14 protein-coding genes and 1 pseudogene are annotated in these 15,486 nt (G+C 65.1%); 3 read left to right on the top strand and 12 right to left on the bottom strand.

Going from position 1 to position 15,486, the window contains the following annotated elements; translation table 11 throughout:
* The first annotated feature begins 301 nt into the window (after positions 1–301).
* Positions 302–436, top strand: a complete 135-nt coding sequence (locus tag GO592_RS45785; protein WP_005263752.1) for a hypothetical protein — start codon at positions 302–304, stop codon at positions 434–436.
* A gap of 568 nt (positions 437–1,004) precedes the next feature.
* Here the strand turns inward: GO592_RS45785 and GO592_RS44210 are convergent.
* The 12 genes and pseudogenes from GO592_RS44210 to GO592_RS45790 form a co-directional block, all read right to left on the bottom strand.
* A pseudogene (locus GO592_RS44210) lies at positions 1,005–1,823 on the bottom strand (IS110 family transposase); the annotation flags it as partial.
* A 243-nt stretch (positions 1,824–2,066) separates the two neighbouring features.
* Entirely contained in the window at positions 2,067–3,350 is a 1,284-nt protein-coding gene (locus GO592_RS10675) for an ABC transporter substrate-binding protein (RefSeq protein ID WP_337952687.1), read from the bottom strand.
* Positions 3,351–3,509: 159 nt separating this feature from the next.
* Positions 3,510–3,995: an ArsR/SmtB family transcription factor gene (locus GO592_RS10680; RefSeq protein WP_237720543.1), complete on the bottom strand. Its 486-nt coding sequence runs from the start codon at positions 3,993–3,995 to the stop codon at positions 3,510–3,512.
* 58 nt (positions 3,996–4,053) lie between these two features.
* Entirely contained in the window at positions 4,054–5,112 is a 1,059-nt protein-coding gene (gene oxdA, locus GO592_RS10685) for an aliphatic aldoxime dehydratase (protein ID WP_007299380.1), read from the bottom strand.
* 230 nt (positions 5,113–5,342) lie between these two features.
* Positions 5,343–6,518: an iron chelate uptake ABC transporter family permease subunit gene (locus GO592_RS44215; protein ID WP_007299379.1), complete on the bottom strand. Its 1,176-nt coding sequence runs from the start codon at positions 6,516–6,518 to the stop codon at positions 5,343–5,345.
* The gene (locus GO592_RS10700) at positions 6,500–7,549 is read right to left on the bottom strand and encodes an ABC transporter substrate-binding protein (RefSeq protein WP_007299378.1); all 1,050 of its coding nucleotides are present in this window, start codon (positions 7,547–7,549) and stop codon (positions 6,500–6,502) included. Before GO592_RS10700 ends, GO592_RS44215 begins: the two co-directional genes overlap by 19 nt.
* A gap of 634 nt (positions 7,550–8,183) precedes the next feature.
* Positions 8,184–8,597, bottom strand: a complete 414-nt coding sequence (locus GO592_RS10705; RefSeq protein ID WP_007299377.1) for a nitrile hydratase accessory protein — start codon at positions 8,595–8,597, stop codon at positions 8,184–8,186.
* The gene (gene nthA / locus GO592_RS10710) at positions 8,594–9,205 is read right to left on the bottom strand and encodes a nitrile hydratase subunit alpha (protein WP_007299376.1); all 612 of its coding nucleotides are present in this window, start codon (positions 9,203–9,205) and stop codon (positions 8,594–8,596) included. The genes GO592_RS10705 and nthA overlap by 4 nt, the downstream gene beginning before the upstream one ends.
* A gap of 2 nt (positions 9,206–9,207) precedes the next feature.
* Positions 9,208–9,906, bottom strand: coding sequence for a nitrile hydratase subunit beta (nthB, locus tag GO592_RS10715; protein WP_007299375.1), 699 nt, complete (start codon positions 9,904–9,906; stop codon positions 9,208–9,210).
* Positions 9,903–11,456 carry an amidase gene (locus tag GO592_RS10720; protein WP_039952291.1) on the bottom strand — a complete coding sequence of 518 codons (1,554 nt, stop codon included), beginning with the start codon at positions 11,454–11,456 and terminating at the stop codon, positions 9,903–9,905. Before GO592_RS10720 ends, nthB begins: the two co-directional genes overlap by 4 nt.
* A 19-nt stretch (positions 11,457–11,475) precedes the next feature.
* Positions 11,476–11,931, bottom strand: a complete 456-nt coding sequence (locus GO592_RS10725) for a phenylacetaldoxime dehydratase family protein (protein WP_007299373.1) — start codon at positions 11,929–11,931, stop codon at positions 11,476–11,478.
* A gap of 246 nt (positions 11,932–12,177) precedes the next feature.
* Positions 12,178–12,312 (bottom strand): hypothetical protein, encoded by a 135-nt coding sequence (locus tag GO592_RS45790; protein ID WP_265146054.1) that lies wholly within the window; start codon positions 12,310–12,312, stop codon positions 12,178–12,180.
* Positions 12,313–12,729: 417 nt separating this feature from the next.
* On the opposite strand from GO592_RS45790, the gene GO592_RS10735 reads away from it, so the two are divergent.
* Together GO592_RS10735 and GO592_RS10740 are read left to right on the top strand one after the other, a co-directional pair.
* Positions 12,730–13,644 (top strand): helix-turn-helix domain-containing protein, encoded by a 915-nt coding sequence (locus tag GO592_RS10735; protein WP_007299372.1) that lies wholly within the window; start codon positions 12,730–12,732, stop codon positions 13,642–13,644.
* 438 nt (positions 13,645–14,082) lie between these two features.
* Entirely contained in the window at positions 14,083–15,177 is a 1,095-nt protein-coding gene (locus GO592_RS10740; RefSeq protein ID WP_007299371.1) for a HoxN/HupN/NixA family nickel/cobalt transporter, read from the top strand.
* Positions 15,178–15,486 lie beyond the last annotated feature (309 nt).

Here is a 15,486-nt window from a genome sequence, read left to right on the forward strand (position 1 = left end):
TGCGGTGCGGAAAAGGGTGAGCATCGAATCGGGGTCGCCGGTCTCGGCCGTGACGGTCTTCGACTTCCAGCCGTCGGGCTGGGGAAGCCACGGTTGGATGCCGTCGGCGGTGAATCCGAAGGGCGGGTGGTCGCCGCTCCAGGGGAGCGGGACCCGGCATCCGTCGCGGCCGCAGATGGTGTGCCCGGATCGTTCCCAGATGGGGTCCTTAAGTAGTTCTTCGGGCAGGTCGGTGATTTCTTCGAGGCTGCGCGACACGGGCACGCCCGAACCCGCCGACCTCGATGGAGTATTCCGGCGGTTGAAAAGCAACGAGTTCGATCTGGTCGCGATCGGGCGACTGCACCTGGCCGATCCGGCCCTGGCTCGCACGCTGCGCCGCGGTGGGCCCATCCCGACCTTCGACCGCGAACGACACGAGGGACAGCTGTACTGACCTGGATTTCGAGGTCAAGATCGATCTGAGTGTCCACAGCTTCCCTCAATGACCCGGCCAGCTGGTGAGTTCCCATTTCGGACGCGGCTCGAGAAGGGAACGTGGCAGTCCCGATTCACGTTCGCCTGCCTTCGGACCATCTGCCGGTTGTAATGAAGGTGGACGGGACCTACAAGAGCGAAGACGGAAGGGGGACAAAGAATCTTTCCACGCGGGTCAGATCATCACCCGCTTTGGCTCGAGTAATATCCGGCTCGATCACAGGCATTGAAACCAGGTGCTCAAGTCCTATGAGGGGGGCACTGCGTAAGAAGGTGGAAAGGACACGCGGGAACTGATCAAGGTCGTTGTGGACGAGGTACGCAGCTTGGCCGGTGCGGGAGCCACCGCGGAAGGTGGAGTTGTACCTCCGCCGCTGAGTACGCAGATGGACGACGATTCGTTCTTCGACGCCACCATGGGTGTTGCACAAGCCGGTGCAATCGGCACAGCGCAAATACGCGACCTTCTCCGCGCCCTCGTTGCATCGGCGCACAGCGAGTACGAGACAGGCGACGGCGAGGATGACCGTGTCAGGGCCTTGGATCAACCGTCGCTCATAGGAGTACTCGCTGGCCACGAGACCGACGGAGGCGCCGATGGTGTTGCCGGTGAATCGTTGCCAGTCCTCGATCTCGACCGCGAGGCCGAACGCAGTCAGCGTGGACACCCCTCGTAGACGTCCGAGCCTGCGCACCATCTGCGTGTAGGGGCTGTCCTCGGCCATGTCTGCGATCGCGGCATCGAGGCGGTCACGGCGTGCGAGTGTCAAAATCATCGCCTCGTAGTCCGAGTAGAACGCCGCTTGAAGTGCCGGTTGGTCGAAATTTTGTCCGCGCAGCCATACGTCGTGAGCAGCGGTCCACGCCGCCCCACCGGAATAGACGAGGCCCTGCCGCAGCGGTAGTTTCGACAACCGATGCCGGCACCGCATCAAGTCCCCCCGGGCGTCCTCACGGGCACGGACGAGATCGCGGGCCGCTTCCTGTTCCACCGAAGGCACGCTCACTTCGACGATCTCACTCAACTGCAGGAGTCGAGCCAGATGCAGGGCGTCACGGGCATCGGTCTTGATCCGGTCCCCGGCAGGGCGTTGGAGCTTCGACGCAGCCACCACCACGCACTCCACAGCGGCCGCGGTCAGTGCCCGACACAGCCCGAACCCTGTCGGGCCGGCCTCGTACACCACCTTCACCGCGCTCGGGAGCGTTCGTAGCCAGGCAAGGGCCTCGCCGTAGTCGGGACTCAGCCGCCTTCTGAACACTTCGCCAGTATCTTCGTCGATCCCGCACGCCACCACCGACAATGCGTGCACGTCCAAGCCGACACTTGTACGCTGAACTCGCACCGGGGGCCTCCTGACCTGCAAATGTGGCTCTACCAGCCTTGATCTGTCACCTGGCAACCCACGAGGCTTTGCAGAACGAGGCCCTCGGCCCCACAACGCAGGCACTCATACCAACTTGTTGAATTGCTGCAGGGAATCGCGGTCTGCAGCCATGATTTCCTAGGCACCGACCGGGATCGCTCGCTTCATACCTCTCTCTGTCGTCGACAGCCGAGGGAGAATAGTGCGGGTATAAATACGCCTTTAGCCGGCGCGTGGGCGCAGGCGTCCGCCGCGGGACTCCGCCAGCAGGATCGGCCGGTGCTTGGCCGTGAGGGTGGCCGTATCGGATTCGTTGTGCGCGAGGAGCTGTCGGCGTATCGAGGCTCGATCGTCGGCGGAGGCGATCGTTGCGGCGCGAGCGTACGCCAGGATCGCTTCGTAGGTCGTCTCCGACAGTGAACTCAGGGGCGGCAGGATCCCTTTTGCACTTGCGCGATAACGCGTCTCGAGGTCGGTGTTGTCTCCGAACCCTTGGAAGTAGCCGAACGCGGCCCATACCCCGTCGGCATCGGAGTTGCCGATGAATTGTTGGGTGGCCTCATCGAGTACGAGTGCGAATGTGCGAGTGGTGGACCGCAATCCGTGCTGGGAGCACTGCCGTTCGAAGAACACCTCGTCGTGTCCGACAAGTGAGGACAGGATCAACTCGGCACCCGAGCGCCCGATAGTGTCGACGACTTGAGTAAAGTCCGTGGTCCCCAGAATCTGGTAGGTCTCGCCGAGGACCGAGCCACCGGCTTCGGCGACCACGCGCCGTGCGGCCCAATGTGCCCCGTATGACCACGAATAGCGCTGGCCCACGAAAAACCAGTTACGGCCACCTGTCTCGGCCATCAAGAGGGGCACCCCCGCGCGGACCTGCGCAAGCGGTCGTTCCCCGAGTCGGACGACACCGGGGCTGGGCCGACCGCCTTCGTTGAGGACCGTGTGGACCAGCAGCACGCCCGTACCGTGCAATGCAGATGCGGCAGCGTTGAACGTCGCGGAGGTCACGCACGCGAACACCACGCGGCAACCGCTGCGCATCAACCGCATCGCTGCAGCGGCACCGGCGGCCGAATCGGATGCGTCGTCACCCACGACCAGGTCCACAAGGACCCCACCGATACCGCCGTCGGCGTTGACTTCCTCGACCGCAAGCGTTGCCAGCGACTCGGTTGCCTGGGCGAAGACCGCCGCCGAGCCCGACTTGCTCACGAGCAGTCCGATCCGGTGCCGATCAGCACGCGGCGGTTCCGGTGGTACATACCCGCGCTTGTGCGCGAGCCAAGTCAAGCCATCTTGATCCAGACTCGACTCGACAACGATCCGGGATCCGACTCCGTCAGGAAAAAACCGAACCACGAGTCGCCCGCGCCATGGCTGATGGTGGACAATCAGAACCGAACGATCGCGCTTGACACCGGCGACATGGCCTAACAAGGTGATCGGCGATCCCGCAAAGCCCATCTGTGCTCCGTCGCCGACCGGCAACGAGATCGACATCGCCGCCCCGACCACGAGGTGATCACATTCGAGCTCGAGCAGCTGTCCCGCCTCGAACCTTTCAAAAGCCCTCGTAGGCGGTTCGGGGACGGCGATCTGGGCGGTCACAGAGAAACCGGCCACGTGCTTTCCCACCTGAGTTAGAGGTCGCAGGTCGGCTCATGCCCGGCGACGTACGGAGCCGCCGTCCGGATCGACCGTCGGCGACATCGGAGAGTCACTGGTCTTCGCTCCCAGGGCGCGTTCGAGCAGACCACGAAGGAACTGCAGAGCATCGTTGGCCGGTCCCATCGGGTCGATCGAATACAGGCGATGCCGTCCCTGGCGTCGCTCGAGCACGACACCGGATAAGCGCAGCGCTCTCAAATGCGTAGACACCGTGGTGCGTCCCACTGTCGAAATCTGGTCGCTGATGAAGCCGGCGCTGCACTCCCCATGCGAGGCGAGTGTGTCCAAGATCTGACGCCGAACCTGATCGGCCAGCACGGCAAACGCCAACTCTTCGTTTCGCTGAGTAGTCACTGCCCTCTGGACCACGCTTCCCTGCAACCCAAAAGCTAATATGTCAACAGAGGTCAACATATCGTACGTGTTCCGGAAAGCAAAGCCTTGCCGCGGTGTCGACCGTTTACCGTCGATCGACACCGCATCCAGCGTTCCAGCGACCCAGGAGGATGAACGACCGGAGGCGCGTCCAGCGGTCTTAGCCCTCAACTGGTTGGGCGTCGCGCAGCATGCCGGTCTGGGGGTGGCAGTTGATGTACTCATACAGCTGGTCGTGGGCGTCGAACACCGAGACCTCGTGATAGAGCCGCAGTTTTGACAGGCCGGCGGCGACGCGGAAGAAGGTGGTGAAGATGCGCAGGTGGGTGGGATGGGATTCTGCCCAGCGCTCGAGTTTGTCGAGCGAACTCCAGTGGCCGATGTTGTAGCTCAGATCGAGGAAGTTCCCGTCCAGGTCGATGTTGCGCACGAACCTATTGCTGTAGCAGCCTAACGAGTCGCCGTTGTCGCGAAGAAAATCCATGCCCTGCTGCAAAGTTGGGAGAATTTCGTCGAGATACAGGGAACGTTCCTCGGATTCGGCATCCTTCCAATCCTGTCCGGAGCGAATTAGCGCGATGTTGTCGTGGCCCTTGACCACCACGCGGCCACCTGCGGCAGGATCGCCGCTGATCACCCGCAGTTCGCCCGAGGGCTGCATCCAGTCGGTCTGGGAAATCGGGAAACGTTCACGCATTGAACCCCAGTACCCATGTTCGTTGATCTCGCCGCTGGTCCCGTCCATGACGGCACCGACACCGGGGAGGCGGTCCTGGAAGGCGTACAGCGTTTCGAACTGCTCGGCCCGCGGGGCCACGATCTCACGGAAATAGCCAAGGCCCTCGGACAGCCGTTCGTCCGATTGCCACCAGTCGGCCACGGCCGGTCCTTGGAGCCAACGGTTATGGGAAGCAATGTCTTTCCAGTATCCCACGATCATCAGATTCTCGTAGCCCTGATTGTCCGCATGATGGGTCAGGTCGTAGTGCAGTGGGCCGTCGTCCAGATCGAAGCTGGCCACGATCTCGCGCATGGCCGCGAGTGCGGCCGGGCGCTGTTCGTCGTCGCGGAACTGCACGCCAAAGTAGGCCATGACTACCTGCTGCAAGCTCTCGTCAGCACGTCCTACCCACATGGGAAATGGAGGTTGGTAGTCGTCGGGCACACGCCGGGTCAACGTCCGTGGGCATGTGAGGTGGCTGCTGATTGCAGATTCCATGAGGACTCCTGATTCATCGAGTTGGGGCTTGCCGAAAACGTTCGGCAACTCGGATAGATCAGAAGCTACCGTCCTGTACGCGTGTGCATTTGACTGCGGGCGACAGATGGTTCGACGATAAGCGACAGTCAACGAGGGAGCCCGTGGGCCCGGCCGCGAGCGCGCCGAGGGAGCGAGACCCGAACTACTCAGGTGTTCAGCGTCCCGTTCGTCGGGAAGGGGACACGGTGTCAGCGGAGCGAGAGGTGCCGCGAAGACCGCGGCCGGTACGTGACGGTGGGGTAGCCGGTGACGGGATCGACGGCGACCCCCGCCCGCACCCGGTACACCTGCTCGACGAGGGCCTCGGTGATCACGTCGGCGGGACGGCCCGCGGCGACGATGCGGCCGCCGTCCAGCACCACCACGCGATCGCAGAACATCGCGGCCAGATTGAGATCGTGCAGGGCGATGTAGCTGGTGAGGGGCAATTCGGCGACCAGGGACAGGATGTCGAGCTGATGCTGGATGTCCAGGTGGTTGGTCGGTTCGTCCAGCAGCAGTTCGTCCGGCTCCTGCGCGAGGGCCCGCGCGATCTGGGTGCGCTGCCGTTCACCGCCGGACAGTGTGTGCCACAGGCGGTGCGATCTCGACGTCATGCCGGTGTGCGCGAGGGCGCGCTCGACGGCCGCGGCGTCCGCCGACTCGTCGCCGCCGAACACTCTGCGGTGGGGGATGCGGCCGAGCCGGACCACGTCGAGGACGGTGATGTCGACCTCGGTGTCGGAATGCTGGTCGACCATCGCCACCCGGCGGGCGATCAGCCGTCGCCGGAGGTTCCTGATGTCGGTGTCTTCGAGGAGGACCCTGCCGGTGTGGGGCTCGCCGATCCCGCTGAGCAGTCGCAGGCCCGCCACTCCCGCGAGCACCACCCGCGACGTGCCGCCGCCTGCACCGGTCGCCAGCAGCATCACCAGGGCAAACGAGATCACCGCCCCCGCGAAGGCACCCGCCGACAACGACACCGCCCCGGCGCCGAGACCGAGGACGACGACGAGCACCGCCCCGGTGGACGCGCCCGACGAGATGCCGAGCACGAACGGGTCGGCGAGCGGATTGCGCAGCAGCGACTGCATGATCGCTCCGCACAACGCCAGCCCGGCGCCGCACACCGCCGCGAGGAGGGTCCGCGGCAGGCGCAACTCCCACACGATGCCGTCCTTGATCCTGCTCACCCCCGAACTGCCCAGACCGAAGTGCTCGAGGACCACCGCGTACACGTCGCCCACCGACAGGCTCGCCGGGCCGAGGGTGATGACGACCGCGATCGACGCCGCGAGCACCAGAACACCGCCGAGGAGGAGCGCGACGAGCAGCGGCCTGGAGTCGAACCGTGTTGCCGCCAAAGTCAGTTCGCCAGTCCCCACTGTTTCAGTGCGGCCGCCGTCTTCTCCACACCGTCGACGCTGCGGATCGACGGATTCATGTCGGCACCGTTCACGACGATGTACCGCTTGTCCCGGACTGCGGTGAGCCGCTGCGTCACCGGGTTCGACTCGAGGAACGCGGTCTTGCTGTCGAGAGCGTCGCCGTCGATGCTCCGGCGGCTGAGGTCGGCCAGGACGAGGGCGGTGGGGTCACGGTCGAGGACGCTCTCCCAACTCACCTGCGGCCACTCGTTTGTGGTGTCGGAGAAAATGTTCTGCGCTCCCACCGAGTTGGTGATGATGCCCGAGGATCCGCAGCAGCCCGCCATGTACGGGGTCTCGGTGTCGGCGAACCAGTACGCCAGCGACACCCCGGAGGCCTCGACCTCACGCGAGGCGGCGTCGAACCGCTGCCGCAATTCCGCGACGAACTGCTCACCGCGGTCGCGGACGTCGAAGATGGCGGCGAGTTCGCGGATCTGCTCGTAGACCGTGTCGATGCGCAGCGGCGCGGTCCGCGCCCCGTCGGCGTTGACGCTCTCGTCCGCCATGCCTTCGCAATCGGTCGGCGACAGGTAGCTGGGGACACCCAGTCGGTCGAACTGGTCGCGATCGGCCACACCGCCCGGCCCGAGGCTGCCGCCGAACGACGCGGTCACGAAATCGGGTTCGGTATCGAGTACCACCTCGAACGACGGCTTGTTGTCGGCGAGCCGCGGAACCTTCGCGTTGTCGGCGGCCAGGTTGTCGCGGACGGGGTCGGTCCAGGTGGCGGTTCCCACCAGGCGGTCCGCGAGACCGAGGGACAGCAGGATCTCGGTGGAGCCCTGATTGAGCGACACCGCTCGCCGGGGCGGGGCGTCCACGGTGACCGTGTGCCCGCAGTTCTCCACGGTCATCGGGTAGCTGGGGGAATTCGAGGCGGCGGTCTCCTCGGTGGCGGGGGAGTCGCCGGCCGACGAGCAACCGGAGACGAGCAGCACGGACGCCGCGGAGAGAACGGCAGCAGTCTGCCGGAACGAGATGCGCATGGCGCGGGAACTCCTTCATCAGGGCCCAGTGGGGTGGGTCGCCAGGCCCGGAGGGCACGCGTTGCGGTGCAGCGGGAAGTCCGCCGAGTGGATCAGACCCACAGTTGGTCATCAAACTCGAGCGATTCGCCAAGCCTGCGTCCGCGGGGTCCACGGTGCGGCCGTCGATTGTGATTGATTCGAGGCTTCTGACGGGACGGGGTGTTGATCCTGGGCTATCTGTACGAGGTCGCTCTGCCGGCGTGATCCTCGGCGTACCAGCTGTCGTGGTGGTGTGTATCCGTCGACTGCGCGACCACGTCCGATGACCGCATTTCCGCCCGTGCCGCGGCGATTCTGCTGACAATCCCCTTCAAATCGGCCGGCAAGCGGTGGGGGCGCAGTAGAAGACCGCGAAGAGCGACGACAGCGTCTTGCAACAAAACGGCATGTCAGATCTCCGCATCGGGCCCCAGACGGATAAATCCGACCATGACGATGGACCGCGAAAATCGCCACCAGTGGGATGAAAAGTAGTTGCTTGCCAAGAGGAATCGAGAGGCAGGACTGGTTCGAGGCCGGTTCGGCCCGCGCCGATGTTTGATCGGCGCGGGCCGAACCGTGATTGTCGAGGCTGCTCGACCGGCAGTGTGGGTTAGCTGGTCAGCGCGGGTGCAATCGCGACCGGTTCCCGGTGTGCCTCGTGGTGGTTGGCGTTGCGAGGTGCGGCCAGTACTGTTCTCGTCCGTTCATCGAGAGCGTTGTCCGAGAGTGCACCTTTGTCAGCGAGCACGGCCTCGAGCGCTACGAGCCAGTGTTCGTAGTAGCTCCACGGTTCGGAACCTCGGCCGTCTTCCCATCGCCTGATCGACTCGACCAGCGAGAGCTGGAATTCGGACCAGGCGTAGTGCCCATTGTCGTAGGCAGCCACGGCCATCGCGAAGGCCCGCAACTCCCAGGGCTGCTCGAACGGCTGATCACCCGCGTCGGGCAGACCACAGACCAGGTCCTCGATGCGGCGCCGAGCCGCGTCGAGTTCGGCGGTGTCCTGGTGTAGCGAGGCGCTCATGAGGCTGGGGCGGCGACGGGGCCGACGCCGATCATCGAGTCCCGGGTCACCAATGCCGCGAGCTGGTCGAGGCTCAGTCCGTCGGTGCCGGCCGGGCGCTGCGGCAGCACCCAGTACCGAAGCTCCGAGCTCGAGTCCCACACCCGGATCTCCACCGAGTCCGGCACCGTGAATCCGAAGTCCTCGGCGAGGAGCTTGCGGGGCTCGCGCACGATGCGCGCCCGGAATGGCGGTGCCTTGTACCAGTTGGGCGGCAGGCCTAGTACCGGCCACGGGTAGCAGGAGCAGAGGGTGCACACGATCACGTTGTGCACGGTGTCGGTGTTCTCGACGACGGTCATGTCTTCGCCCTGCAGGCCACCGATGCCCAGTTCGCTGCAGGCAGCGGTGGCGTCGGCGAGAAGGCGGGACTTGAACTCGGGGTCGGACCATGCCCGTGCCACGACCTTGGCGCCGAGTTGCGGCCCGACCTCGTTCTCGTAGACCTCGGCCAGCCGGTCCACCGCGGCGGTGGTCAGGACGCCCTTCTCGATCAGCACCGCTTCGAGGGCCTTGACCCGGGCGGTGATCTCCTCCTGCGTGCGCAGACGGGTGTCGGTTGCGGCCATGTTCACTCCTTGGTTTGGGTGGTGACGAGGGTCAGGTATGGCTCCCAGACATCGAAGTAGACGACGCTGTTGGGATCACCGGTCTCCTCGCCCCACAGTTCACGGGCGGTAAAGCGCACGGTGTAGAGGTGTTCGGGGGCGTCGGGGCCGCCGTTGCCGGCGCTGTCGGGATAGATGAAGGTGCCGTGCGCGCCGGTGATCACACCGGTGCGGCCACGGACGTAGCGGGCCCGGCGGGTGTGGCCCGTCGGGCTGTCGGCGGCGACGGTGACGGTGTCACCGACCGAGAACACCGCGACCTTGTCCGATTCCCGGGCGGCCGGTGCCCCGCCGGTGACGGCGGCGTCGACGAACGCGAGCAGCTCGGGGTCCTCCCGCTGCGGCAGGGGGGCGTCCGGGTTGTCCAGGTAGAACTGGGTCAGCCGGTCGAGTTCGGCCGGGTCGATGACGCCGGCCTTCTCCCCGGAGTGCTCGGCGACGTGCGCCCAGTGCTCGTAGTAGTTGGACAGCAGGTACTCGGCCGGGTCCATCTGCTCGATGCCGTGCCGGAAACTGTCGATGTTGAACAATCCGGCACGGAAGCAGCTGGCGAACAGGGAGAACGCGATCTTCTCCCATTCGGCGCGGAAGACCGGTTCGTCGTCCTCTGTCACCACCGGGCCGAGCCCGTCCGTGCCCCCGAGGTCGAATACTCCGTTCATGCGAAACTCCTTGCGGTCGCGGCGGCCGGTGGCGCGGGGAACGCGCCGACCGCCTGTTCATAGGTGTGTGCCACGCGTAGAACCGTGGCGTCGTCGAATCGCTTGCCGACGATCATCAGGCCGGTTGGCAGGCCGCCGACCAGGCCAGCAGGGACCGAGCACGCCGGGTGCCCGGTGACGTCGAAGGGGGCGGTGTTGCCCACCATCGACAGCGCAACGTGCAGGTAGTCGCCCAGACTGGCATCGGCCGGGGGGATCTGTTGGGCGGTGTAGGGGACGGTGGGCATGACCAGTACGTCGTAGCGGGTCAACGCGGCGTCGTAGGCGGCGCGCAACTCGGGCACGAGTTGGCGGGCCATGGCGTAGTACTTGCCGCCGCCGACCTCGAAGGTGTACCGGCCCGACAACCCGACCAACTTGACGGTCTTGGACAGCTCGTGGCCGCGGTCGAGGCGCTGGGCGGCGAAGTGCGCGACCAATTCCGGGTCGTAGAAGCCGTCGGTGTTCATCCCGTAGGCGTTGCCGTCGAGCATCTGGTACGCGGCGCCCTCGGTGGCGATCACGTTCCACACGTGCATGGCGTCGAGATGCCAGGGAATCGACACCTCCTCTGCCGCGAGTCCGGCGCCGCGCAGGACATCGACCGCCGCCCGCACGGTCGCGTCGACGTCCGGATCGGACCCAGGTGTGCCGAAGCCTTCGGCCACGACACCGACCCGCAGCCCGGCGGCCGGGTCGGCGATCGCGGACATGTAGTCCACGGCCTCGATCACGGTGGGCTGTCGGGGGTCGGCCCCGTCGGGGCCAGCCAACACACCCAGCATGAGGGCCGCATCGGCAACGGTGCGGGTGATCGGGCCGAGATGATCGATGGTTCGCTCGATGGGGAACGCTCCGGTGTAGGGCACCAGCCCATGTGTCGGCTTGTGCCCGACGATGCCGCAGAACGCCGCCGGGATCCGGATGGAGCCGCCCTGATCGCCACCGACCGCCAGATCGACTTCGCCGCTGGCAACGAGTGCTCCACTGCCGCTGGAGGACCCGCCGGCATTGCGTGTGGGGTCCCACGGGTTACGGACCGGCCCCGGCTGCGACGTGAAGCTCGCCCCGGAGAAACACAGGTCCTCACACACGGACTTGCCCGCGATCGTCGCTCCGGCATCGAGCAGACGGTGCACCACTGTCGCGTCGTGGCGAGGGACGAAACCCTCCACCGTCCTCGATCCGTTCATCATCGGCACGCCGGCGACGGCGACGTTGTCCTTGACCGCCACCGTCTTGCCGGTCAGCGGGCCTTCCGATGCGCCGGTAAGCACGGTGGTGACGTACCAGGCGCCGAGTTGGTTGCGCTCCGGGGTTGGCGGGACCCACTCTCGCTGCGGCGTCGTCGGGGCGGAACGCCGGTAGAGGCGCTCGACGGCGGTCGAGGCATCGAGGGAGGCCTCGACCGCAGGGGCGAATTGCTCGAGATCCGCAGCGGACAGGCCGAACCGGAAATGCTGGTCCAGCGCGGCCAGGCGTGCGGAGTCGGGTGGGGGCAATGTAGACATGAACCGGTGTCTCCTTCGGTTAGACCGCGGCGCCCACGGGGACGTGGTCGAGGATGGTCAAGAACCCAGTGCGGTTGTGGCAGTTGATGTACTCGGCGGTGGCCCGGTCCCGGGGAATCACCGCGGTCTCGCGGTAATAGCCGACCGGCCCGGTCGACAGCCGCGACGCCCAGAACATTTCGACGCTCTCCTGTGCCGCCCACCGGTGACAGTCGTCCGGACAGAACCAGTACGCCTTCAGCGTGGCGTTGGCGTATCCGGAGGTATCGATGAAGTGGCCTCGCTGGAAAACCGTGGGCCGCGGATCGTTGTCGAACAGTCCCACCATGTCGTCGATCGCCGCGTTCGCCTTTTCCAGATTCGCTGCCTGCACCCAGAAGTGGGCGAACAGCACCTCCGTCACGTCCTCAGGAAAGGTGGTCGACCACCTATCGAACCGTGGTGCGTTGTCGGTGATGCGGATTTCACGTGGCATCGCTGCGCAACCTCCAGCACAGATCGTCAATCAGTCCAGGAGGTCCCCTGAACCATCCGGGGATTCCGGCGTACTCGAACGGTAGGCGCTTGCGCGGCGGAATGTTTGACGCTCAGCGACAGCTTCCTTTGCACTCTGCGACACCGCTATCGCACGGTCGGAGCCATCACTTGATGTGCCAGAAGAACAGCGGGTGTGAGGCGTGAGGAGAATCGCAGTCGACCCCCCGTCTCGCCTGTGGTCTCGCTAGGCTCTATTGGTACCGAGATGGGGGTGGAGGAACGAATGTCTGGGCAAAAAGCGTTCGATGCGATCGCGGACCCGGTACGCCGCGAAATTCTCCGCCTTCTCGCCGCCCGTGACGAATGCAGCGTCAGTCAACTCGCCGAGAGTATCGCCGGTTCCGGATCTATTCGGTCGATGCGACCGGAACCGCGCGTGATGTGCTCGTGGAGATGCACAAATTGTTCCAGGGCTACGTCATCGGCCCCGGGCAGAGCGCCGCAGATTGGGTGTTCCCGGTTCCCGCCGAATCCGGTCCGCGTGAGTCCGGTTAGCCCACCACGGGTTGAAATCGTGTTTCGCCCACGTAAATAAGTCAGCGTGCATTGACATGTTGTTTCCGCCCTCCTAGCGTGGGGTTCACGCGAGGAGAAGGAGCTGTTCATGTCAATGTTGCCGCCGTCTGATGGCGACCTCGTGGACAGTACCTGTCCGGATCGGCGTTCTGCGGAAAAGTCCGCGCTGGTGCCTTTCCCTCCGCCGGCGGCGTCGACACCTCGCCGTCGCCGCGAGGTAGTGCGAACCACCGCGCTCGACACCTGGATCGACACGATCCGCGACACGTTCGTGGCACTGGACGTCGCCGCCGAACCCACGCACTTCACCGGTACGGTGCATACCCGTCAATTCGCGCATCTGATGGCGGCCGACGTCACAGCCACATCCCAGACCTTCCGCAGAACGCCGAGGCTCACCAACCTCCACCCACGCGAGTTGATGCAGATCGGCATGGTGGTCGCCGGTGAGGGGCAACTCATCCAGGACGGACGCACCTGCACCCTCGGCCCCGGAGACTTTGCCCTCTACGAGAGTTCGCGACCGTTCACCTGGAACCTGCATCCGGAATGGCACCTGCGCGTGTTTACTTGGCCGCGCGCGGCGGTGTCGCTCACCGAAAGCCAGTCGCAGGAGTTGACAGCACGAACCGTCAGGTCCACATCGCCTGTGGGACAGCTACTGTCACCGATGCTGTCGAGCCTCCTGGCTGCAGACGGGGAGGTGTCCTCCGGGGGAGCGATCGGACTCGCCGGGGGCCTGGCGGACCTCGCCATCACAGCGGCGCAGGAGGAATGTTGTCAGCCCGAGGATCCGGATGCTGGGGTGCGGGACCTGTACGTGAACATGGTGCGGTATATCGGACAGCACCTCGACGACCCGGATCTGTCCCCGACCAACATCGCCCGGGCGTTCTTCGTCTCCACCAGAACCGTGCACCGAGTGTTCGCGCGCTTCGACGCAACCGCGGCCGCCACGATTCGTGAACACCGACTCGAGGCCTGCCGTCAGGCGATGGTGGCTCCACGCAACACCCCCCGATCCTTGACCGACATCGCAACCCAGTTCGGATTTGCCGATCTGTCAGTCTTCAGCAGAGCCTTCACGGCGACTTACGGCACCAGTCCGAGCCGGTACCGCGAACAACACCGATGATCGAGGCCCGATAGTCGATCCGCCGAGCGTCGGCACGTCAGCAGTCCCACCGGCGCTCCTGATGAGCGCTGCACGTTGACAACCTCGACGCTCGCAGATCGAGACCTGCGCGATCCGTTCAAAGTTCGTGGACCACGACACGTGGTGCCGGACGGCGGCCGTCCCGGTCGCTGACCACCCGTGAAACGGACGATGGCACGGAAAGCAAAAGTGACTGTCACTGAGGGTCAAGCGCTACGCATCGACGGCTCCTATCCTTCGAAGACGACCGAAGATCGAAATGGTTCATCGTCTGCGTGAATCACCTGCCGATACACAGTAGTTCGAAGCGCCACAACATATCCGACCGACGGAGCGATTCAGGCTGAACAGCACGCCCGACAGCTGTTTCTACCCCTCGCGGCCAGCGAACTATCGCTGTAGACACAAAGGACAACCATGGCGTCCGTAGCCCACTCGTTCACCACCCGATGGACCAGCGCCGAGCGATCGCGCCTCGCCGCCATCGTCGCGGCCGTCGCCGCCTTGCACGTCCTCGGGTGGAGTCTCTACCTGTGGCAGAGCGAAAATCTCGCGGCCGCCAGTGGCTTCGCGGGAGCGGGGACCCTCGCCTACATCCTCGGCATGCGTCATGCCTTCGACGCCGACCACATCGCCGCCATCGACGACACCACACGGCTGATGCTCGTGCGCGGACGACGGCCGGTCGGTGTCGGTTTCTTCTTCGCGATGGGCCACAGCGCCGTCGTGCTGGTACTCGCCGTTCTCGTCGCCTTCGCCGGCGCCAACCTCAGCGACACCAGCCTGGACGGGATACGCGGTGTCGGCGGCACCATATCAATCCTGGTCGCGATCGGCTTCATCGCCCTCGTCGCCGCGCTCAACGCCGTCGTGTTGACCGGGCTGACCCGACTGTGGCGCCACTATCGCGTCGGCACTCTCCGCGCCGAACAGATCGACCTGCAACTGCTGAACCGAGGTCTGGTCAACCGCGTTCTCGGCTCGCGCGCCCGCAACCTGATCAAGTCTTCCTGGCACATGGCGCCACTCGGTTTCCTCTTCGGTCTCGGTCTCGAGACTGCCAGCGAAGTCACCTTGCTGGCGCTGTCGGCGACGACCGCGGTCAACGGCGGTATGTCGTTTGCCGCTGTCCTGACCCTGCCGCTGCTGTTCGCGGCCGGCATGTCGATGATGGACACAGCCGATAGTCTGCTCATGACCCGGGCGTATTCATGGGCCTACCGCAGCCCTGGTCGCCGCCTGTATTACAATCTGGCGACCACCGCGATGACCGTGGTTATCGGACTGTTCGTGGCATCGGTCTACCTTGCCGGAGCACTCACCGACCACTTCGGAGTAACCACCGGCTGGATCGGCTGGTATGGCGCCCTCGCCGATCACTTCGAACTGTTCGGATACGTCATCGTCGGTCTCTTTGTTGCATCCTGGCTGGGCGCGGTGCTGCTCTGGAAGCTGCACTACCACAAAGCCGAGGCCGAGCGCGCTCCCGATCCAACCATGTCAGCCTTCTGACCAGGAGAGCACCGGACCACCGCCGAGGGTGCCGCTGACCGCACGATGACCACCCATCCGGCCAACCACCCGCGGCGCCTGGCGGACAAACCGCAAAGGAAGGAATCGACCGCAAAACTAGTTCTAGGACAGCGAGTTCCCCGGCCCCGCGGTCCTTCTCCCTATTCGGAGTTAACCACCCGTCGGGACACCTTGGCGTTAGCCGGGGCGCGCCTCGTCGAGTACCGTGAACTGCTTCGGCAGGCGATCGACCACCAATGGCAAATGCCGAGCTCGCGAGGACCTCTATCCCACCGGCGCGGCTGTTGC

Source organism: Rhodococcus sp. 21391, assembly GCF_016772255.1.
Classification (GTDB): domain Bacteria; phylum Actinomycetota; class Actinomycetes; order Mycobacteriales; family Mycobacteriaceae; genus Rhodococcus_F; species Rhodococcus_F opacus.